The following is a 20,534-nucleotide window of genomic DNA, read 5'->3' as shown; positions in this document are numbered from 1 at the left end:
CGGTTTTAGTCAGGCGTTACTTGACGATGCCCTTGTCCTTCAGCCATGCGGCTGCTGCATCCTTGGGTGCCTGCTTCTGGTCGCCGCTGACCGCACGGTTCAGGTTGATCAGGTCATCGGTGGTCAGGATCTTGGAGACGTTGTTGAGCGCTTCCTTGGCCTTGTCCGTCATCTTGGCCTCCTTGACCAGCGGCAGGACCTGCTGGGCCTTGAAGTTGTTCTTCGGGTCTTCAAGGACCACGAGGTCGTTATCTGCGATGGAAGGCGTGGTGGTGTAGATGTCGGCCACCTGGACTTTGTCCTCCAGGAGGGCCTGGAGGGTCAGGTTGCCGCCGCCGTCGCTGAAGGGCTGGAGGCCCTTGAGCTCGCAACCATAGTTGGCCTTCAGCCCCGGGAAGCCGTAGGCACGCGTTTCAAACGTTGCCGGAGCCGCCATGGTGAAGTCCTTGCAGACCTTGGCCAAGTCCTCGATGGACTTGAGCTGGTACTTCTCAGCCGTTGCCTTGGTAACCACCATGGCGTCCTTGGACTCGGCCTTCGCCGGCTCCAGGACGGCGAGTCCCTCCGGAAGCTTGCCTGGGAGGGCTTTATAAACATCCTCCGCGGAAACTTCCTTTGCTTCGGTGTCCACAAAGGAGAGCAGGTTGCCGGAGTAGTCCGGGACGAGGTCGACGGAGCCATCCTGGACGGCCTTGAAGTAGATTTCGCGCGAACCGATATTCGGCTTGGACGTGGCCGTCAGACCTGCGGCGTTGAGAGCGCCGACGTAGATCTCGGCGATGACCTGGCTCTCCGGGAAGTCGGCCGAACCGACAACCAGGGAGCCACCGGCAGCGGAGCCGCTCGGCGCAGAGGTGGAGGGCGTGGCCAACGGGCTGCCGCCACACGCGCTCAATGCGAGGGCTACACCCAGTCCAGCTGCGAGGCCGCCGAGACCACGGCGCGTAAGGGTCATGGGAACGGGGTTTTTCATGGTGTACCTCCTTGAACGGCAGCCCCTGCGGGAGCTGTGGCTGTGAGATCATCGGCCGCCTTCTGGCGGCCGCTTGAGTCGAGGGTCAGGCCGGGCGAGAGGATAAGCCTCTGCACGCCGGCAAGGATAAGGTCCACGGCGATGGCCAGCCCTGCAATGAGCAACGAACCGCCGAGCATTCGGGGGAAATCCTGCAGGACAAGTCCGTCAAACAGGTAACGCCCCAGCCCACCCAGCGGCAGGTAAGCCACCACTGAAACAGTCGCGATGACCTGCAGAACCGCCGTGCGGATGCCGCCGAACATGACTTGGAGGCCATTGGGCAATTCCACCCGGAACAGGATCTGGAGTTCGGTCATGCCCATGGCCCGGGCGGCGTCCACCACGGTGGCATCGACGCTGGAGATGCCGGCGTACGTGCCTGCCAACAGCGGCGGAACCGTAAGAATGACAAGGGCCCACACAGGCGGCATCAAGCCGGTGCCGGCGAGCAAGGCGAAAAGGACCAGCAAACCCAGTGTTGGGAGGGCGCGAAGTGCCCCGGCAACTGCAACAGCGACTACCCGGCCGCGGCCCGTGTGCCCGATGTAGAGACCGATAGGCATTGCGATGGCGGCTGCGATGAGGAGCACCAGCGCGCTGTACTGGAGGTGTTCCAGTATCCGGGTGGGAATTCCGCCGCTCCCTGTCCAGTGGGTGGGATCGGTCAGCCAGGCAATGGTCTCGGCGAAGATGTTCATGCGGATGCCCCCGGATCGGGGCGAAGGGCTGCGTGCTGGGTGGCAGGTCCTGCTTTGGGCTCGGTAACGAGGGTATTGGCATCCGGCCGGTTCGGCTTACCGCCGGCCGCCCGCGTCCAAGGAGTCAGAAGGCGCTCCAGAACCACCAGGACAGCATCCATCAGCAGTGCAAGCACCAGAATCGCGATAATACCCACCACCACTTCGGTGATAAACGTGCGCTGGAGCCCGTCGGTGAACAGGAACCCGAGATTGCCCACCCCGAGCAGCGCAGCGACGCTGACCAGAGAGATGTTGCTGACAGAGACGACCCGCAGGCCTGCAAACATCACGGGCAGCGACAACGGGAGATCCACTTGGAAGAAGCGGGCCAGGGGTTTGAAGCCCATGGCGACGGCAGCGTTGCGGAGATCGTCGTCCACGGAGTCGAAGGCGTCCATGGCCGCACGGACCAGCAAGGCGACAGCATAGATGGTCAACGCCACCACAACGTTCAGCGGATCCAGGATCCGGGTGCCCAGGACGGTGGGGAGAATGATGAACAGTGCCAGGGAGGGAATGGTGTAGAGCAACGACGTGGCCGTGGCCACGACGGACCTGAGCGTGCTGTTGCGCCTGGCCAGCTGGGCCAACGGGATGGAAATCAACAAGCCAAGGATCATGGGAATGAGGGCAAGCACCATGTGCTGGCCCGCCAGGCCCAGGACCATGCCACTGTTATTGAGGAACCACTCCATCAGGTGGCGTCCTCCCTTTGGTGGCGGACTTCTTCAATGAGCGACAGGACTTCCGGCGCCTTCAAGACCCCGGCCACCCGGCCGTCGTCGTCCACTGCAACGCCCAGCCCCGACGGCGACGACAATGCGGCATCCAAAGCACGCCTCAGGGTGTCGCCCTTGCGGAAGAGCGATCCGCCAGGGATCAACCCGGCACCATCACGGGGCGAGGACCACCCGAGCGGACGCGAATCCTCATCCACGACCAAGGCCCACTCGCCCGTTTCCCGGCCCGCGTGACGGCCATCGGAAGGACCGACCATGGTCACCGGGTGCAACGTCACAGCGTCCGCGGGGTTGAAGGCAAGGTGCCTGAAGCCGCGGTCGCGTCCCACGAAAGAGGCAACAAAGTCGTTCGCCGGTGCCCGCAGGATCTCCTCCGGCGCCGCATATTGCGCCAGCTTTCCGCCAACGGCAAAGACGGCAACTTTGTCGCCAAGAACCGTAGCTTCATCGATGTCGTGCGTGACGAAAACGATGGTCTTGGCCAGTTCCCTCTGTAGGCGCAGGAGTTCCTGCTGCAGTTCGTCCCGGACCACGGGATCCACAGCACTGAAGGGTTCATCCATGAGCAGGACAGGCGGATCAGCAGCGAGCGCCCGGGCAACCCCGACGCGCTGCTGCTGACCACCCGAGAGTTGGGACGGGTACCGCTTGCCAAGAACGGAAGCCAGTCCGACGACGTCGAGCAGTTCCGCGGCACGTTTCCGCGCCGCTGCCTTGGGAACGCCGTTAAGCCGCGGGACGGTGGCGATGTTATCCAGCACCGAACGATGCGGCAGCAGGCCCGATGACTGCATGACGTAGCCCATTGAACGGCGGAGCTGCGCTGCAGGCACGTGCGAGACGTCCTCGCCTGCCACTGTGATGGTTCCGCTGGAGGGCTCCACCATCCGGTTGATCATGCGCAGGGATGTGGTCTTGCCACAGCCTGAAGGCCCAACGAACACCGTGATCGAGCCTTTGTCGATGGACATGCTCAGGGCGTCCACCGCCGGCTGCCCGCCCTGGTATTGCTTGGTTACGCTCTGGAACTCAATCATGGCTTCGGCCATACCCGGGCTTACCTATCTGTGGTCGAAAACATCGGTGGTCGAGAACATCGGTAGAGCCACACGATCATATGCACTCTTATTACTTGGCTGCAAAGCAATCTTCACCCAGCGTAGCCAGCCCCACCGGCGATGTCAGCGCCGCCACGTTTTCCGTAATGAATCGGCAATGTTCAGCGTTTCCTTCGTTTGCCGCCTTTCCCGGCCCGTTCCTCAGCTTGATCGTGCCTGTATCGTTCCGCCGCGCGCTGGCCCCTGCTCGCTGAGACGACCTTCTGGTGCCATTCGCGCTGGTAGGCCCGCCGCGCCGCTGCGTCATGTTTCCTGGCAAGGGCTGCCAACTCACGTTGCAATTTCTGGTAGCTTGCCCAGCGCCGGGGATCGAGGGCTTCTTCAGCCAGTGCTTCCTGAACTGCGCACCCGGGTTCGGCTTGGTGGACGCAATCCGCGAAGCGGCAACGGGTGAAGAGTTCCTCCAGGTCCCCGAAGATCTCCTCCATGCCATCGTCTGCATCAAAGAGTCCAAATCCGCGGACGCCTGGGGTGTCCATCAGGACCGCGCCGCCGGACAGGGGCACCAACTCGCGTGATGTTGTGGTGTGCTTGCCTTTGCCGTCGCCAGCGCGGACCGCGCCGGTTTGTTGGACGTCCCGGCCCGCGAGGGCATTGATGAGCGTTGATTTCCCTGCGCCGGAAGGGCCAAGCAGGACCAAAGTAGCGCCAGCGGGAATGTGCTGCATCAGTTCGTCGAGCCCGTCGCCCTGCTCCGCCGACGTGGTGACGACATCCACGCCGGCAGCTTGCAGGATGACTTCACCCACGACGTCGTCTGCCAAGTCGGCAAGGTCCGCTTTGGTAATGACAACAAGAGGCGTGGCACCGGAATCCCATGCCGCCACGAGCGTCCGCTCAAGGCGGTTATGGGTGAGGGGACGGTCCACTGGGACGACCACCGCGACGATATCGATGTTGCTGCCCAGGATTTGTTCCTCCGAGGAAGCTTCGAAGGCGCGTTTGCGGCTGAGTGCGGAATGCCGCGGCAGGACCTCGACGACGGCAGGCTCACCTGCGTTGTTGTGGCCGAGCCATACCCAGTCTCCGGTGGCTGGCACAAGCCCGTGCAGTGGATAGGGCAGGTGCAGGAAACCCTCTGCGGATGCTACTAGCACCCGATTCCGGTCCAGGCGCACTACGCGGCCCGGGCTGGAAGTTTCCTGGGCGGCCGGCGCCGGGTGGGCAGCGAAAAGTCCCACGGTCTTGTCCGTGAAGCCGTACTCCACCGGTCCGTGAAACAGATTTTTGGGAAGTTGCTTGGTGGAGCTGAAGGAAGGGTCGCTTGAAGAAGCGTAAGTATTCAATGAAATGCCTCTGGTGAGGCCCGGCCGCCTAGTTTCGGCAGGCTGATGCCGGGACAGGATTGGTGGGCTGATGACGGCACGCCGCAACTGAGTGCGGGGCGCGCAAGATCTTGGCAATCATCAAAATCCACCTCCTCGGCATCCGGCCGGCAGATGAAGTGCCGGCAACGTTGTTTAGCGTAGCCAAGCGGTGACGCTTTGGCTAGTCTTTCGCGGCGCTTTCTAGCTCAGCTTCCCGTCTGCCGGGCGCTCCCGGTGCATGCGCAGTGCCGTGTCCACCAAGGACACCCGGTTGAGTTTCCCGATGTCCAGCAACGGAATCCACGCGGCGTGGGTGGTGCTGCCATCCACCTCGTGGGTTAGTTCGCCGCCCACCACCGTGGCCTCATAGACCAGGCGGAGGGCTTGGAAGTCCTTCACGGAACCGTCAGGTCTGGCCTCGCCCGGCCAGTGGCCTACATCGATGCCCAGCATGCGTTCGATGCGCGCTTCGTAGCCGGTTTCCTCGAACACCTCTCGCCTGCACCCATCCACCGGGTGTTCGGCCAGATCAAGGCCTCCGCCCGGAAGCGTCCACCCTTCTTTGCCGTCCTGCTTCCAATAGGCCAGCAGGATCTTCTCCTCCTGGACAATCACGGCGTACGCGGCTGGGCGGGTATCGAACTGCAGGCTCATGCAGCCAGCATAAATCCTTGAATCACATCGTTAGGGAAGCTCAGCGGCGGTGATGGGACCTGCTTCTTCGGGACCAAGGTCAGGCGCCTCGCGAAGCTCGACGACGGTGCCCGGCTTACCAAGCTCCAGCACCTTAATGCTGTTGCGGCCGGATTTCAGCAACGGGGCTGGCGCATAGAGGGTGACTTGTGGGCCCTTCTCCCAATACCTGCCCAGGAGGAAACCGTTGAGCCAGATGAAGCCCTTACCGGAATCGGGCAAGGCAATGTAGGTGTCGGCCGGCTCATCTACCTCGAAGTCGGTTCCTGCCAGGGACTCCAGGTCCTCTTGCTTCCAGTCGGCGAGCGCAACGGGAGTCTGTGTCCAATGGAAGGTGTACCGCTGGTTGATGAGGACACCGCCCAGGATGCCCTTGCCCTGGCCTGTCAGGGGTCCGTAGTTGATGCGCCCCAGGTTCTCGACCAGGATGTCCAGCTTGGCTGGAATACCTGTGCCGGTAACCGTCAGGCCTTCCGCTCCAGTGACGTCGTCCAGGACGCCGGCGAAGACGCCATCCACCCAAACATAGGCACGGTCGTTCAGGCCGGTGATCTTTAGCCGGCTCTCCGTAGGAGTATCAGCCCGTCCTGGCAGGATGGCTTCGGAGCTGTACAGCACCAGGCCGGCGTCGAGTCCCAATTCTTCGAAGCTGAGTGGCTTGACGCTGCTGACCACCCCGCCTGCGTTTCCAACGAGCTCCAACAGATCCTGCCCCTCCGTCAATGGCAAGGTCTGCGCCGGAAGCACCGGGGCCCCGGCCAGCAACTCAACAGGGAGTTCGGGCAGCTCTTCAATGCCCTGCGCGCGGAAGAACTCCCGGCGGAAGGCGTGGAACTTCGGCGTGAGTGCACCGTTCTCAGCGATGGGCGCGTCGGAGTCGTAGCTGGTGACGGTCGGCTGAAGCATGGTGCCGTCATGGTTGCTGCCGGAGCTGAGGCCAAAGTTGGTTCCGCCGTGAGCCATGTAGGCGCAGATCGAACCGCCGAGATCGAGCATTTTCCGGGCTTCGAGTGCTGCGTCATCGGCGTCGCGGCGGTGGTGCAGTTCGCCCCAGTGGTCAAACCAACCGCCCCAGAACTCAACGTTGAAGAACGGCTCACCGGGCCGTCGTCGCTGCCAGGTGGCTACGGCCTCGTCGCCGCGGCTTCCCAACGTTGCCGTCGCCCAGGTGCCTTCGATGGAACCGCCGTCGAGGAAGTAGTCGTTGCCACCGTCAGCCGTAAAGAGCATCTCCGTGATACCGCGTTCTTCAAGCACCTGCCGGTTCCAGCGGATGTAATCATGGTCGTCGCCGTAGCTGCCGTACTCATTCTCGATTTGAACCGCCACCACAGGACCACCTGCAGAGCTCTGCCGCGAGGCAATGATGGGAAGGAGGTGATCGAACCACTCCTCGATGGCTGCGGTGAACACTGGGTCCATGCAGCGCAGGCCAAGGCCCGGGATGCCTGTCAGCCAGGCGGGAAAGCCGCCGTTGTCCCATTCAGCACAGATGTACGGCCCGGGACGGACGATGACGTCCAATCCTTCACCAGCTGCGACGTCAATGAACCGTCCCAGGTCGCGCCATCCGCTGAAGTCCGGAGCCTGATCGCGCTTAGGCTGGTGGAAGTTCCAGGCAACGTATGTGTCAACAGTGTTGGCGCCCATTGCCTTGAGCCGGCGCAGCCGGTCCTGCCACAGGTCCGGATGCACGCGGAAGTAGTGGATGGCTCCGGCGAGGATGCGATACGGTTCACCCGAACGGTAAAGGACGGCGTCGTGGTAGCTCAAGAGGGCGTTGTTCACACGGAACAGATTAGCTCAATTTCCAACATTTATGCACAGGTGATGAACACATGACCAATCTTGATACTTCTCCGGCACAAGAAGTGTGCCCGGCAGCTACGGAAGATCAGGGTCCGTGCGTTCAGCTGTGGCCCGAACGTGAGGTTCCCTTGGGTGGGGTTCGTGCCATGAATGTCATGAGGACGCTGCCCCAGCGCGGGCTGCCGACTGTTGGCGCATGGTGCTTCCTGGACAGCTTCGGCCCCGACAGGGTGGCCATGAGCGTCCTTCCCCATCCGCACTGTGGGCTCCAAACGGTCACCTGGCCTTTGGAAGGCGCAGTGCGGCACCGCGACAGCGTGGGCAGCGATGTCGTGGTACGGCCGGGCGAGCTGAACATCATGACAGCAGGCCATGGCATCTCACACTCGGAGTTCTCAGTCCTCCCCTCCACCACCGCGACAGGATCAAGCCCCGAGGCGCAAGGGATTCCCGTTTCGCGTGGGCTCCAACTGTGGGTAGCCCTTCCTGACGAGCACCGCCACCGTCCGCCGTCCTTCGAGCAGGTGAAGGACCTGCCGGTAGCAGTCGGCGAAGGCTTTACGGCCACCGTGATGGTGGGCGAATTCGCCGGCCAACGCTCCCCCGCCACCATGTTCAGCCCCATCGTTGGAGCCGATATCACGGGCTCCGGCCCACTGGAGCTGCCCTTGCGTCCGGACTTTGAACACGCAGTATTGGTGCTGGACGGCCATGTGGTCATCGACGGTCAGGACATAGAGGCCGGCCCGCTGGCCTACCTGGGGGCGGGCCGGACCAACCTTGATGTCGTAGCCGGGCCGGACACGCGGTTCATGCTCCTCGGCGGCGAACCGTTCGGCGAGGATCTGCTCATGTGGTGGAACTTCGTTGGGCGGACCCACGAGGAAGTCGAACAGGCGCGTGAGGAATGGGAAGCAGAGGGACTCCTCGACGACGACGCTGCCACCGCCTCACGCTTCGGCTTCGTCCCCGGCCATGGTCCCGATGCCGGACCGGAGGCCGGCCGCATTCCCGCTCCTCCGCTTCCCGGCGTTAGACTGCGGCCACGAACCCGCGGTTAGGCCGCTGCTAACGGCGCTGCTCGGCCACCAACCGCGGGACGCCGAACACGGGATCCTGCTGAAGTATGCGTACATCAACAATGCCGTCTTCGGCCAGCTTCGCCTTGAATGCTTCCTGCAGCCGGGGAACATTCATGCCAAGTCCGCTTCCCAGGATCACCGGCCCGTCCAGTCGCAACTGCCGAACGGCTTGCCCGGCGAGCTCGGCGAGGTCGCGGCCTGCCTGTTCCACCAAAGCCTTGCTGGTTTCGTCGCCGGCGTCGGCTGCTTCCACCACGAGGCGTGCTTGCTGCGCCCAGTACCGGCGACCCGTGTCCGGTGAGTGGAAAAGGGCGATCAGCTTACCGGGTTCGTCCACGCCGCACGAGTCCAACAGCGCACGGCTAAGCCGGTCCGGCTCCAGGCCTTGGTTCATCCGGCGCAGGCTGTGCCGGACGGCTTCCCGCCCCAGCCAGTAGCCGCTGCCTTCGTCACCCAGAAGGTATCCCCAGCCGCCTGCGCGGGCTTCCTCTCCGGCGTCGTTTTTTCCCCACGCCGCTGAGCCGGTCCCCGCAATGACCGCTACTCCCGTGCTGGCTCCGCCGGCTGCCAGAAGCAAACGTGAGTCGTGAACCACCGTGATGCGGGCGCCGGGGGCATGGGGCGCGATCAGCTCGGCGAGCGCCTGGGCGTCCTGGTCCGTATCGATCCCCCCTGCACCGGCGTACACCTCGTCAACGTGTCCGCCACCGACCTTCGCGAACAATTCAGCGAGGTTGGCCGCGGCCTGCTCCCGGCTGACATTTTGCACGTTGGAACTGCCAGCACTTTCGTCTACGACCGGCAAACCATTTTCAAAGCGCACGCCGCGTGTTTTCGTACCGCCGATGTCGAGCCCGATGACGGTTCCGGGCACGGCTTCCGTATCGGCGGGGGAATGCTGGGCAGAGTCAGGATTGTTCACCGTGACAGACTAGCTTGGAGCGTCCGGAGGAGAAACCGCACATGCCCGATTCCCTGTTTGGTACAGCGTTTATTGCAGCCCCCATGGCCGGGGGAACGTCCACGCCCGCGTTGGTGCAGGCAGTTCATGAGGGCGGCGGTCTGGGTTTCCTCGCCGCAGGCTACAAAAGCCCGGAGGCGATGGTTGCCGAGATCACGGCGACGCGGGCCCTCAACGCCCCCTTTGGCATGAACGTCTTTGTGCCTGATGCCCGCCAACTCGCGCCCAGCCAGGCTGAGCAGGCGCGGCTTCAGGCCTACCGGGCAGAGCTGGAACCCGATGCGGCGCGCTACGGGGTGGCCCTGCCGCCCCTCCGCCTTGACGACGACGATGCCTGGCAGGACAAGATCGATGTTTTGCTGGCCAATCCCGTGGAGTTCGTCAGTTTCGCTTTCGGCCTGCCTGGGAAGCCGGTGGTGGCCGCGCTCCGGAAGGCCGGAACCGCCGTCATTTGCAGCGTCACCAGTGTCCGGGAAGCCCTGGCCGCTGCCGAGGAGGGACCGGACGCCCTCGCCGTCCAGCACAGCTCAGCGGGCGCACACTCAGCGGCCTTCCTGCCGGGCGGTAAGGAATCAGCCGGAACCCCGGCAGCCCGGACGACGGCGGAACTGGTCACCCAAGTGCGTGCCGCCGTCGGGCTTCCGCTGATCGCGGCAGGTGCCATCATGGACGGCCCGGGGTTGCGTGATGTGCTGGACGCCGGCGCGTCAGCCGCGCAAATCGGGACTGCCCTGGTTCGGACCCACGAAAGCGGCGCCCGGCAGCTGCACAAGGATGCTTTGGGTGATCCCGCGTTTACTGAAACGGCCATGACCCGCGCCTTCACCGGACGTTTGGCCCGATCGCTGGTCAACGACTTCGTCCGCGACCATCAGGATGCTCCGGAAGGCTACCCGGCAATCCATCATCTCACGGCACCGGTGCGGGCAGCCTCGTCCGCAGCCGGTGATCCACAGCGCCTGAATCTGTGGGCGGGCACCGGCTGGCGGTTGGCCCGTGAAGGATCGGCGAAAGACGTCGTCAGGGAGTACCTGAGCGGGCTCTGACAAGTTCGGCCAGCAACTCTCCGCCCTCCGAGATGACGAGTTCGCGGAAGAGCCGAACGGCGTCGGGTTCGAAACTTCTCTCCCGCCAGGCGATGCCAATTTGCCGGAACGCCAACTCGGACTCAATCGCCACTTCGACGAGCCCGAGTTCGGCCTTCGGAAGAAATTGGCCGGTACCTGAGCCGGGACCCGCAGGCGGAAGGATGCTGAACCCGAGGCCGGCCGAAACCAGGCCCCTGGCGGAGGTGGACTCCTGGACTTCGAAGGCAATCCTTGGGCGGAAGCCTGCTTCACGCAGGAGTGCTTCCCCCAAGGCCCGCAGCCCAACACCGGCTGGAAGTGTCACGTAGGGATCGTGCCGCAATTCTGAGAGATGCAGGCTGGACCGCCCTGCCAGGGGATGCCGGTAGTGCAGGACCACCCTGAGCGGCTCGCGGTAGAGCGGCAGGGAGTGGATGCCCCTGCCTTCGGGTGCGATCGGCGCAATCAAGGCAAAATCGCTGTCCCCGCTGGCCAATTGTTGCAGGCAGTCGTCGCGGGGACCCTGCCAGAGTTCGAACACCGCATGGGGGTGGCGGCCGCGAAATGCGCTGATGAGCAGGGGAAGAGTCGCCTCACCAAAAGTGTGTTGGAAGGACACTCCGATTCGTCCACGGACTACGTCCGACTCGTGCCTGACCCGGTCAAGGCCGGCTTGGAAGTCCTCCAGCGCGGCTTCTATGTAGGGCAGCAGGGTCCTGGCGGCGGAAGTAAGACGGATCCCCCTGCCCTCGCGCACCAGCAGGTCCATCCCCACAATGGCACTGGCCCGTGCCACCGCCCGGCTGACCGTGGACTGGGGAACTCCAAGGATCTCCGCGGTTTCCGTCATATGTTCCGTGCGGCCAAGTTCAGCCAGAACGGGAAGGAGCGGAAGGAGTTGGATGAGTTGGTGGTGGTCCGGTTCCACGGTCGTCTCCCTTCAGCAGTGATCCCTGCCTGCATATCTCCCACTATTCATGCTCTATTGCATCAATTCTAGACGACTCATGCATTGGAATGTGGTGTCCGGCGAGGCCTAATCTTGCCGGGTGAGTAAAGCAATCGCCTTGGGCAGCGCAGAAACATGGGACGGGCACGCCAAGGGGTCGCGCGGCTACAGCCGGGTGCTCGCCGCTTTGGCGCTTGCCGGCGTTGCCACCTTTGCACAGCTGTATTCCACCCAGGCTGTCCTGCCCCTCATGGCCAGCGACCTCAACATCACAGCAGCCGAAGCCGCCCTCAGTATCTCCCTCGCCACCGTGGGCCTTGCCATCACTGTCCTGCCATGGTCTTTCGTGGCCGACAGGATTGGGCGGGTCCGTGCCATGGCCATAGGCATCGCGGCCGCGACGCTCCTGGGGCTGTTGGTTCCGCTGGCCCCCACTGTGCCGCTGCTGCTGGGCCTCCGAACCTTGGAAGGCATGGCCCTGGGTGGAATTCCTGCCATAGCCATCGCCTACCTCAACGAGGAAGTCACGAAAATACACACCGCGTTGGCGGCTGGAACCTACGTTGCCGGCACCACCTTGGGAGGGCTGGCGGGACGCCTTGTGGCCGGACCCGTGGGCGAGCTCTGGGGCTGGCGGGCCGCGGCCCTGGCAGTGTCCCTGCTGGCCACTGTGTCCGCAGTCCTGTTCCTGGTCCTCATTCCCAAGCAACGCCGCTTCAGCCCGGCCCCGGCACTGGGATTCCGCGGCGCCCTCCGGACCCTGAAGGGACACTCCAGCAACCCCAAGCTGGTGTCGTTGTACTTACAGGCTTTCCTCCTCATGGGCGGCTTCGTGGCCGTGTACAACTACCTGGGCTTTCGCTTGCATGCCGAACCCTTCGGACTTCCCGCCACGGTTGTCAGCCTCATCTTCCTTGCCTACTTGTCCGGAACCGTCAGCTCACGCTGGGCTGCGGCGCTGACCACGAGATTTGGCAGGCGCAACGTCCTGGTGGCCGGGATCGCCGTCATGTCGGCAGGCCTGGCGTTGACGTTGGTGGAGAACCTGGCAGCCACCCTGGCCGGGCTTGTCATCTTCACAGGTGGCTTCTTTGCAGCCCACAGCGTGGGATCTGGCTGGACCGGAGCAATCGCTACTACTGGCCGCGCACAGGCAGCGTCCCTGTACAACCTGTCCTACTACCTGGGTTCGAGCCTTATTGGATGGGCCGGCGGTTTGGCCTTCCAGGCGTTTGGCTGGCCTGCGTTGGCTTTGAGCGTCATCGCCCTCTCATGCACGACGGCGGCCGTCACCTTGATAGTGCACCGGAGGCCCTAACACCCCGGCTGATATCAACGGTCCTGCCCCTACAATCAGAGGCATGACACAGGTCACGAAACCCCGCGAACTGTCGTCACCGGAGCGTTTGCAGGCGTTTACGGATGCCGTGGTGGCGATTGCTTTGACGTTGTTGATCCTTCCGCTGATGGATAGCGTGGGTGAGTTGGCGGACCACGATGGCACTACGGCCCAATGGTTGGCCGAGGAGCAGTACGCCTTACTGGGCTTCGTCCTGAGCTTTGTCCTCATTGCCGTGTTCTGGGTGCACCACCACCGACTGTTCCACAAAGTCCGGCGCATCGACTCCGGACTGTTGTGGTTGACGGTTGCTTGGATGTTCACGATCGTGCTGATGCCCGTCGCTACCTCGCTGTCCACCCAACTGCAATCCGACTGGGCCCAGCCCCTTGTCTACATCGGAACGCTTTTCGCTACCAGCCTTATGCTCCTTCTGGCGCGCGTCCACCTGCGGTCCCACCCGGATCTGCACGACATGGATGCCGCTGAAACGACGTCAGGGATCCGGGCAGGCGGCATAGTGTCCGGGCTATTCCTTGCGGCTCTTGTTGTGGCCTTGGCCGTTCCGACCGCCGGCAACTTCCCCCTGTTGCTGATGCTTCTCAGCGAGCCGCTCCAACGCCTGGCCAACCGGGGAGACCGGCGGGCCCGCCCCAAACGATAGTCACCTGAAGAATTCACCGATTAGGATGGATGAAAGGCAATTTCAGGAGGATCCGTGAGCAACCCCACGAAGAATGTTCGGTCAAGCACCGGCAGCGCAGAGCCGCTGGACGCGATCGACGAACGAATCCTCGCAGCGTTGGTGGACGACGCCCGTATCTCCAACAAGCAGTTGGCGGAGCTGGTCGGTATCGCCCCTTCCACGGCCCTGATGCGGACCAGGGCGCTCTCCGAACGGGGAATCATCGAAGGCTTTGAAGCCGTCTTGAGCCTGCCGGCCATCGGCCGTTCGGTACAGGCCCTCATCGCCGTTCGCCTTCGGGCCCACGACCGCGACCAAATCGACCGCTTTACTGCCCGCGTCCCTAAACTCCCGGCGGTCATCTCCACCTTCCACACCACCGGTTCCGTGGACTACCTGCTCCATATCGCCGTCGCCAACACTGACGACCTCCGAAACTGGCTCCTCGACAACCTCGCCACTGACCCCGTGGTGGGTCACACGGAAACCACCATGGTTTTCCAGCACATACCCGGCAACCGTGGACCGCTGCCCGAATAGGGCCGGGAATCAGGAACGCACTACGCGTCGAAACGAGACGGCCGCAAGGACCATCGCCGCCACGCCGCACAGAACCGTGAAACCCACGACGGCGGCCTGCAGACCGAGCGCCGAGACAGCCAGTCCCAGCCCGATCACCGGAACGGCGCTTCCCAAGTAAGTGATGACATAGACGGTGCTGATGACCTGCGCGTGGCGCGCAGCCTCAACCTTGCCGGCAACTTCATTGAAGACCTGCCGGAACGCAATGCCCTGTCCCACGCCTGCGGTGATGCTGGCTGCCACCAGCAGCCATGGGCTTGACCATGCGGCCGCTGCTCCGATGAGAACCACGGAGGAGCCCAGAACCACCAAGGCCAGGGGAACAACAAAGCGTCCGCGCGTACCCAGCAGCTGGCTCAGCGCGGAAGCACCCAAAGTGACCCCTGCAAGCAAGCCAATGAGGGGCCTCGAATCAGCCTGCACCACGCTGGCGAAGTAGCCCGGCGCCAAGGAAAGGCAGAAGCCGAAGACGGCGAAGCTGAGGAATCCCGTGGCCGCTGCCATCCAGAATGCTCCGCGGGCGTCACGCGAGATGGACGGCCTCCGCGGAGCGAGGACTTTCAGGGGCTTCGGTCCTCCCGCGGGTGCAATGGCTGGCCGCGCCTTCAAAAGCCACAAGGGAACCAGCGCTGCAAGCAACACTGCCGAGTGAACGTAGTAGGGAGTTCGCGTCGAGTCCGGCAGGAGTGATAAGAGGCCGCCGATTGCGGGACCGGCGGCCACGCCTCCGGCAGAGGACAGAAGGGTAAAGCGGGAGGCCCAGTCGGGCCGCTGGGGCAGCAATTCACGCAGGGCTGCGGCGCTGGCTCCTGTCGCAAGTCCAACTGCTGCTCCTTGGAAAGCCCGGCCCAAGGACAATGACACCAAGGTGTCCGCGTTGGCGAAAATCACTCCGCCCACCAAGCCAACCAAGACAGCCAGCACCAGCGCCGCACGGCGTCCGATGTGGTCCGACCAGTGGCCCGCCACCATGAGGACGCCTACCAAGGCAAGGACGTAGCTTGAGAAGGCCACCGTCACGTCAAGCGAGGACAGGCCAAGCCTGGCCTGGAGCAGGGGGTACAAGGGTGTGGCCAGGTTGGCGCCAACCAGGAGCGTAAAGATCACAACCCCCGTCAGGACCAGCCGGGCAGTGGTGGAGGCATCCCATCCCCAGCGTTCGGCGGTGGCCGGACGCATGCGGAGTTCGCTCAAGACAGTCATTTCCATGCCTTCGGGCTCGGTCGCCGGTTTCGGTTTTCCTTGTGGGAAGCGCAGTCCGGCTAAGTAGTGATGGCAATAGAATGCAATAGTGCTGAGCTCAAAGAGCTGCAAAAGTGCAAGGATTGAGCAAAATACTCAAAGTAGTAAGCGACAAATGAGCTGGAGTGACCATTTGAACACCCTCGACCCCATGGACCTGAAGATCCTGCTGGAACTCATTAGGGAACCCCGCATCCAGATCGCTGAGTTGAGCGACGCCCTGGGCATAGCCCGCAATACCGCCCAGAGCCGCGTGAAGCGCCTTCTTCGGACCGGAGTGCTGCAGGCGGCCGGCCGTGAAGTGGACCTCGAAAAGGTGGGGTACGACGTCGTTGCCTTCGTCACGATTGAAGTCACCCACCGGGAACTCGACGGCGTCATTGGCGCCTTACGCCTGATCCCCCAAGTGCTGGAGGTCCACGAGATATCAGGGCGCGGCGATCTGTGGTGCCGGGTGGTGGCAACGGACACGCACAACCTGCAGTCGGCGTTACGCTCGGTCCTGCGCACCAAGGGTGTCATCCGGACAGAAACAGTCCTGGCCCTGCATACGCATATCCCGTACCGCACTGAGCCGCTCATCGAAAGGATGTCCGCAGCCCCAACACGCCCCAGGCAGGAGAGCCAGAGCACCGGCCCGCAGGCCCGAACGGACTAGGATTTCAGGCATGGATTGGCTCTCACACATCTCCCAGATCAACTGGTTCGCTGTACTTCTGGCTTTCGTTTCAAGCATGGTCATCGGCTTCGTCTGGTACATGCCGGCCGTCCTTGGACGCAGGTGGATGCAGGCGATCGGCAAGACCGAAGACGACCTCAAAAACATCGAAGGTGGCGCCGGCATCTGGGTTCCCATGATGGTGGCCGCGGCCCTGACCAGCATTCTCCTGGCTGTCCTCATCAGCGCGCTGGAGCTCAACACTTTCTGGGCCGGCGGTTTCTTCGCGCTGATCGCGGCCTTGGTATTCCGCGCCGGCGGCCATGTCATTCACAACGGCTTCGCCGGGCGCCCCGCCGCTGTGACAGTGATCGATTCCGGCCACGACCTCGTGGCCATGACCGTTGCGGGCGCCATCATCGGAGCCATGCAGTAGCGTTCACCCAGTGACCATCATCGATAACGCCGTATATGTAGACGGCGTCCGCACCGCCACCCCGCACAGCCTCGAGCAAACGTTCGAAACACTGGCCGAACATGGTGGCATGGCCTGGATCGGCCTGTATCGGCCCACGAAGGACGAGATGGCCGCCGTCGCCCAGGAATTCGACCTCCACGAGCTTGCCGTTGAGGACGCTGTTTCTGCACACCAGCGGCCCAAGCTCGAACGGTACGACCACAACCTGTTCACTGTTCTCCGCCCAGCCAGATACCTCGATGAAACCGAGACTGTGGAGTTCGGCGAGTTGCACGTCTTCACCGGACCAAATTTTGTGGTGACCATCCGGCACGCTGAAACCGGTGGAGTCGCCCGGGTCCGCCACCGGCTGGAGACGCGTCCGGATCTGCTCTGCCATGGACCTGAAGCCGTGCTCTACGCCCTCCTGGACCAGGTAGTGGACGACTATGCGCCAGTGGTGGCGGGCCTTGAGAACGACATCGACGAAATCGAAGACCAACTCTTCAGCGGCGACAGCACCGTGTCGCGTCGGATCTACGAGCTCGCCCGTGAAGTGATCCAGTTCCAGCGGGCCATCCAGCCGCTTCCGGACATGATGGCGCTGCTGGAAAAGGGCTTCGAAAAGTATGGCGTGGATATCGAGTTGCAGCGTTCCCTTCGCGACGTCGAGGATCACGTTCAGCGCGTCATCTCACGGGTGAACTCGTTCAGGGATCTGTTGCAGAACGCCCTCACTTTGGATGGCACGCTGACCGCGAACCGGCAGAACGAGGCCAGTGCTGCGCAGAACGAACAGGTCAAGAAGATCTCCTCCTGGGCTGCCATCCTCTTTGCGCCGTCGTTTGTGGCAGGCGTGTACGGCATGAACTTCGACCATATGCCCGAGCTGCATTGGGACTTCGGCTATCCCTTGGCGGTGGGACTCATGGTCGGCGCCGCACTGCTGATGTACGCCATCTTCAAACGCAAAGGGTGGCTGTGACGCCTCTCTTGAGGCCTGCCCCGCGTACGGCGCGGGACATTGCCGGGACTTTGGTGGCCGGCATGGAGCACGACGCCGGGCGGTCGGGTTTCGAACTTGAGCCCAGCCAGCGGAAAGCAGCTGAGCGCTTGGCGGCTTTCGCCGCCCAAGTGACCGGCCGGCGTCGTGCGCTCTCAAGGAGGACGCCGCGAAGCCTCTACCTCCACGGGCCGGTGGGCCGCGGAAAGACCTGGCTGATGGATAGCTTCTACGGACGGCTGGAGGCACGGAAGAGGCGTGTCCATTTCCACGACTTCTTCCGCAAGCTCCACTCCGGGACACACGGCTTCGAGCCCGGCAACGGAACGGCCATCCAGCAGTCGGTGGACTCCCTGCTGGATGACATCGATGTGCTCTTTTTCGATGAGTTCCACGTCCATGACGTCGGCGATGGCATGTTCATTGCCCGGTTGTTACGGTCCGCAGCCCAGCGCCGGATCCCCTTGGTGGTGACCTCGAACTACGCCCCGGACGACCTCCTGCCCAATCCCCTCTGGCATGACCACTTCGTACCCACCATTGAAGCCATCAAGGAGATGATGGACGTCGTGGAGATCAATGGTGCCTCGGATTTCCGCCGCTTTCCTACTCCCGGAACCGGTCCGGCCACAGGATTTGAGGCTTTTCGCGCCGGACGCATCATCTCCCCCGGCACACCAACGCAGTTGGGGCGCCTTGGCCTCTTCCGGCCCCAGCCCTCACAGAGCCGGATCGTCAGCCCCACCACGCAGCCATTGCTTGTCAAAAACTCAGACGCCGACTTGCTCTGGGTCGGTTTTGAGGAGCTTTGCGGCGGGCTGACGTCAACATCGGACTTCCTGGTTTTGGCCGATACCTATAGGACGTGGGTCATTGACGACGTTCCTTCGCCGGAAGATGGTGATTCGGCATCCGCACCGGCATGGCAGCGGTTCAGCAATGTGGTGGATGTGCTCCACGACCAGGACATCACGCTGTTTCTGGTCGGGGCGGGGCCTTTGAACTGGGATATCGATGTCCCGGGCAGTGTCCTGCCCGTTGACTTGGCGCGTATTGCCAGCCGTTTGTCCCTTCTGGGACGTTCAGACCCGGACGATGCTGTGTCAATGGAAGAAGCCCCCGGAAGCTGAGCTTCCGGCGGCCTCCTTGAAAACGTGGGCTGGGTGGATGGCTAGATAACGCCGCCGGCCGCAGACGGGGCACTGGCATCGTTTCCGCCATCGCCTACAGTCTCCCGGGCGACATAGTTCTCGATGTCGAAGAGGTTCTCGGCACGCTCGGTGATGTTCAGCAGCGTGGTCATGGAGGCGACCTCTTCCACCTGTTCCTTCAGGAACCAGAGCATGAACTGCTCGCCCAGGGCATCCCCCTCGGCGCGGGCAACACGGAACATCTCCTCGATGTTCCTGGTGACTTCCTTTTCCTGTTCCAAGGCCAGCGCGATGGGTTCCTTGGCGTTGGTGAAGTTGTTGCGAACCGGGGCAATACCGGGGATCTCCACGTGCACGTTACGGTCCAGCATGTACTGAACCATCATCATGGCGTGGTTCCGCTCCTCAAGGGATTGACGGTAGAAGTGCCGGGCCAACTGCGGCAAGTCCTCGCCGTCAAAGTACACAGCTACTGCGATGTATTGCTGGGAGGCCGCAAACTCATTGGCGACCTGGGCGGACAACAACTCATTGAATGTCTTCTTAGCCATGGCTCGATCCTACAGGCGGGCCATGACACTTTTGAGGGTGAGGTTCACCACTGCTCAAGGCACCAGCAGGCTGATACTTACTCCAGCCGCAGCGGCAAGGACGCTAAGCGCCATTGTGCCCAACCCATTGATGATGGCCAGGGCCGTGCGACCACTTTGAACAAGCCGGATAGTCTCCAGGCTTGCGGTGCTGAAGGTGGTGTAGCCGCCCAGGAATCCGGTACCGAACACCAGCAGGAGGGATTCCGGCGCTTGGCCACGCATCACGAACCCTGCCAGTAGGCCCAGCAGCAGGGAGCCCGAAATGTTGATGGCAACGGTCCCCCAGGGAAAAGCGGTCTTGAGGCGTGCCCGGATAAGCCCGTCCACCACAAACCGCACGGCGGCACCTACCCCGCCCGCCAAGGCAAGAAGGATGACCGTCACGATTGGCGTCCAGTTGCGCGCTGGTGATGGCGGGCCCCCAGCCAGATACCCGCAAGGGTGGCAACAGCGCCGCCCACCAGGCTCGCTGCCAGATAACCCGCAGCTGCAGGAGCCGCTCCAGCGCTGAACAGGTGCACCGCATCCAATGCCAGCGTGCTGTAGGTGGTATACGCGCCAAGGAACCCCGTACCCAGCCCGAGCCGCAGGACCCGGCGATTGCCGGCGTCGGGACCCCTGCGGGAGAGGCCCTCAAGCAAAGCGCCCAGCGCCAAGGCGCCGGAAAGATTGATGACCAAGGTGGGAAGTGGCCATGCACCTGGCGCCGGGATGGCAAGTCCCAGACCATACCGTGCCAGAGCGCCCAGCACACCACCGGCCGCAACAATACCGATAAATCCCCAGTGAAGGTGGACGGGGCGTTTGTCCTCAGTCGTCATCGTCGGTGTGGACCCGGGGATTGACGGGAACAACGAGTACCGGCAGTCCTTGGCAATGGGACAGGTGGCGGGCGACGGAACCGGCCGTCAGTTCCTTCAGGGCGGCTGTCAGTTTGTGCTCCCGCGTGCCCACCACGATCATTGATGCGCCTTCAGCTTCGGCTTCCCGGGCCAAGGCACGGGCCGGTTCCCCTGCCAATGGGACCATCGACCATTCGACGCCGGTGCCGTCCAGTTGCGCGGCGATGGCCTGTCTCAGCGATTCGGGGATTTCGTAAGAATCGTCGTCAACGCCGTCCGGATCGATCGGCGCCGCGGGACCTCCTGTACTGCCGTCCACGGGGTACACCGTAACGTCGGCATACGCGCACACCAGTGGCAGCCCGGCACTGGCGGCCACCTGGACTGCTTGCGCAAGAACCACGGGGTGCTGCCCCGGCATGACACCTACCAGGATGGGGCCGGACATGCCGTTGGAGGCCTCAGAACGCGGAGCGGGGGTCTCTGTCACAGGGCAAGTCT

The 20,534-nt window shown here is 63.1% G+C and carries 23 protein-coding genes; 9 read left to right on the top strand and 14 right to left on the bottom strand.

Annotated elements, in window-relative coordinates; all coding sequences use genetic code 11:
• Window positions 1–16: 16 nt before the first annotated feature.
• The 7 genes from ACSSVG_RS17445 to ACSSVG_RS17415 form a co-directional block, all read right to left on the bottom strand.
• Window positions 17–973, bottom strand: coding sequence for an ABC transporter substrate-binding protein (locus tag ACSSVG_RS17445; protein WP_231342639.1), 957 nt, complete (start codon window positions 971–973; stop codon window positions 17–19).
• Complete coding sequence (locus ACSSVG_RS17440; RefSeq protein WP_492415747.1) at window positions 970–1,713, bottom strand: ABC transporter permease; 744 nt, start codon at window positions 1,711–1,713, stop codon at window positions 970–972. The genes ACSSVG_RS17445 and ACSSVG_RS17440 overlap by 4 nt, the downstream gene beginning before the upstream one ends.
• Window positions 1,710–2,450 (bottom strand): ABC transporter permease, encoded by a 741-nt coding sequence (locus ACSSVG_RS17435; protein ID WP_231342637.1) that lies wholly within the window; start codon window positions 2,448–2,450, stop codon window positions 1,710–1,712. Before ACSSVG_RS17435 ends, ACSSVG_RS17440 begins: the two co-directional genes overlap by 4 nt.
• A complete protein-coding gene (locus ACSSVG_RS17430; RefSeq protein ID WP_269215863.1) occupies window positions 2,450–3,544 on the bottom strand; it encodes an ABC transporter ATP-binding protein in 1,095 nt (364 codons plus the stop codon). The genes ACSSVG_RS17435 and ACSSVG_RS17430 overlap by 1 nt, the downstream gene beginning before the upstream one ends.
• Before the next feature lie 170 nt (window positions 3,545–3,714).
• On the bottom strand, window positions 3,715–4,899 hold the full coding sequence (gene rsgA / locus ACSSVG_RS17425; RefSeq protein ID WP_492415746.1) for a ribosome small subunit-dependent GTPase A: 1,185 nt from the start codon (window positions 4,897–4,899) through the stop codon (window positions 3,715–3,717).
• 222 nt (window positions 4,900–5,121) lie between these two features.
• Window positions 5,122–5,574 carry an NUDIX hydrolase gene (locus ACSSVG_RS17420; protein WP_492415745.1) on the bottom strand — a complete coding sequence of 151 codons (453 nt, stop codon included), beginning with the start codon at window positions 5,572–5,574 and terminating at the stop codon, window positions 5,122–5,124.
• Between the two features lie 30 nt (window positions 5,575–5,604).
• Window positions 5,605–7,401, bottom strand: a complete 1,797-nt coding sequence (locus tag ACSSVG_RS17415) for a glycoside hydrolase family 35 protein (protein ID WP_231342626.1) — start codon at window positions 7,399–7,401, stop codon at window positions 5,605–5,607.
• Window positions 7,402–7,451: 50 nt separating this feature from the next.
• Here ACSSVG_RS17415 and ACSSVG_RS17410 point away from each other — a divergent pair, with 50 nt between their 5' ends.
• Window positions 7,452–8,483, top strand: coding sequence for a pirin family protein (locus ACSSVG_RS17410; RefSeq protein WP_492415744.1), 1,032 nt, complete (start codon window positions 7,452–7,454; stop codon window positions 8,481–8,483).
• A gap of 7 nt (window positions 8,484–8,490) precedes the next feature.
• Here the strand turns inward: ACSSVG_RS17410 and ACSSVG_RS17405 are convergent, their stop codons facing one another.
• Entirely contained in the window at window positions 8,491–9,426 is a 936-nt protein-coding gene (locus ACSSVG_RS17405; RefSeq protein ID WP_492415743.1) for an N-acetylglucosamine kinase, read from the bottom strand.
• Window positions 9,427–9,467: 41 nt separating this feature from the next.
• Between ACSSVG_RS17405 and ACSSVG_RS17400 the strand changes: the two genes are divergently transcribed.
• Window positions 9,468–10,511 carry a nitronate monooxygenase gene (locus ACSSVG_RS17400; protein ID WP_492415742.1) on the top strand — a complete coding sequence of 348 codons (1,044 nt, stop codon included), beginning with the start codon at window positions 9,468–9,470 and terminating at the stop codon, window positions 10,509–10,511.
• Here the strand turns inward: ACSSVG_RS17400 and ACSSVG_RS17395 are convergent.
• On the bottom strand, window positions 10,486–11,460 hold the full coding sequence (locus ACSSVG_RS17395; protein ID WP_231342615.1) for a LysR family transcriptional regulator: 975 nt from the start codon (window positions 11,458–11,460) through the stop codon (window positions 10,486–10,488). The two genes, ACSSVG_RS17400 and ACSSVG_RS17395, sit on opposite strands and share 26 nt — an antisense overlap.
• A gap of 121 nt (window positions 11,461–11,581) precedes the next feature.
• Between ACSSVG_RS17395 and ACSSVG_RS17390 the strand changes: the two genes are divergently transcribed.
• The 3 genes from ACSSVG_RS17390 to ACSSVG_RS17380 are packed head-to-tail and all read left to right on the top strand — an operon-like array spanning window position 11,582 to window position 14,045.
• Window positions 11,582–12,799 (top strand): MFS transporter, encoded by a 1,218-nt coding sequence (locus tag ACSSVG_RS17390; RefSeq protein ID WP_492415741.1) that lies wholly within the window; start codon window positions 11,582–11,584, stop codon window positions 12,797–12,799.
• Window positions 12,800–12,842: 43 nt separating this feature from the next.
• On the top strand, window positions 12,843–13,484 hold the full coding sequence (locus tag ACSSVG_RS17385; protein WP_492415740.1) for a TMEM175 family protein: 642 nt from the start codon (window positions 12,843–12,845) through the stop codon (window positions 13,482–13,484).
• Between the two features lie 54 nt (window positions 13,485–13,538).
• A complete protein-coding gene (locus tag ACSSVG_RS17380; protein ID WP_011775479.1) occupies window positions 13,539–14,045 on the top strand; it encodes an Lrp/AsnC family transcriptional regulator in 507 nt (168 codons plus the stop codon).
• 9 nt (window positions 14,046–14,054) lie between these two features.
• Here ACSSVG_RS17380 and ACSSVG_RS17375 read toward each other — a convergent pair whose 3' ends face one another.
• Window positions 14,055–15,290 (bottom strand): MFS transporter, encoded by a 1,236-nt coding sequence (locus ACSSVG_RS17375; protein WP_231342612.1) that lies wholly within the window; start codon window positions 15,288–15,290, stop codon window positions 14,055–14,057.
• A 154-nt stretch (window positions 15,291–15,444) separates the two neighbouring features.
• Here ACSSVG_RS17375 and ACSSVG_RS17370 point away from each other — a divergent pair, with 154 nt between their 5' ends.
• The 4 genes from ACSSVG_RS17370 to zapE are packed head-to-tail and all read left to right on the top strand — an operon-like array spanning window position 15,445 to window position 18,577.
• Window positions 15,445–15,987, top strand: coding sequence for an Lrp/AsnC family transcriptional regulator (locus ACSSVG_RS17370; RefSeq protein WP_231342611.1), 543 nt, complete (start codon window positions 15,445–15,447; stop codon window positions 15,985–15,987).
• Between the two features lie 10 nt (window positions 15,988–15,997).
• On the top strand, window positions 15,998–16,423 hold the full coding sequence (locus ACSSVG_RS17365) for a DUF1761 domain-containing protein (protein ID WP_231342608.1): 426 nt from the start codon (window positions 15,998–16,000) through the stop codon (window positions 16,421–16,423).
• A gap of 10 nt (window positions 16,424–16,433) precedes the next feature.
• Window positions 16,434–17,429: a magnesium/cobalt transporter CorA gene (gene corA / locus ACSSVG_RS17360; RefSeq protein ID WP_231342607.1), complete on the top strand. Its 996-nt coding sequence runs from the start codon at window positions 16,434–16,436 to the stop codon at window positions 17,427–17,429.
• Window positions 17,426–18,577: a cell division protein ZapE gene (zapE, locus tag ACSSVG_RS17355; RefSeq protein ID WP_492415739.1), complete on the top strand. Its 1,152-nt coding sequence runs from the start codon at window positions 17,426–17,428 to the stop codon at window positions 18,575–18,577. Before corA ends, zapE begins: the two co-directional genes overlap by 4 nt.
• Window positions 18,578–18,618: 41 nt before the next feature.
• On the opposite strand, the gene ACSSVG_RS17350 is transcribed toward zapE, so the two are convergent.
• Genes ACSSVG_RS17350 through ACSSVG_RS17335 form a run of 4 tightly spaced genes read right to left on the bottom strand, consistent with a single transcriptional unit; the run spans window position 18,619 to window position 20,523 of the window.
• Complete coding sequence (locus ACSSVG_RS17350) at window positions 18,619–19,149, bottom strand: ferritin (RefSeq protein ID WP_024817501.1); 531 nt, start codon at window positions 19,147–19,149, stop codon at window positions 18,619–18,621.
• A gap of 54 nt (window positions 19,150–19,203) precedes the next feature.
• Window positions 19,204–19,575, bottom strand: coding sequence for a fluoride efflux transporter CrcB (crcB, locus tag ACSSVG_RS17345; protein WP_231343346.1), 372 nt, complete (start codon window positions 19,573–19,575; stop codon window positions 19,204–19,206).
• The gene (locus ACSSVG_RS17340) at window positions 19,572–20,012 is read right to left on the bottom strand and encodes a fluoride efflux transporter FluC (RefSeq protein ID WP_231343345.1); all 441 of its coding nucleotides are present in this window, start codon (window positions 20,010–20,012) and stop codon (window positions 19,572–19,574) included. Before ACSSVG_RS17340 ends, crcB begins: the two co-directional genes overlap by 4 nt.
• Window positions 20,002–20,523: a universal stress protein gene (locus ACSSVG_RS17335; protein ID WP_492415738.1), complete on the bottom strand. Its 522-nt coding sequence runs from the start codon at window positions 20,521–20,523 to the stop codon at window positions 20,002–20,004. Before ACSSVG_RS17335 ends, ACSSVG_RS17340 begins: the two co-directional genes overlap by 11 nt.
• Window positions 20,524–20,534 lie beyond the last annotated feature (11 nt).

This window comes from Paenarthrobacter sp. E2MeOHC11 (genome assembly GCF_058744955.1).
The sequence above is the reverse complement of the archived record's forward strand: the minus strand, read 5'-3'. Positions and strand labels throughout refer to the sequence as shown.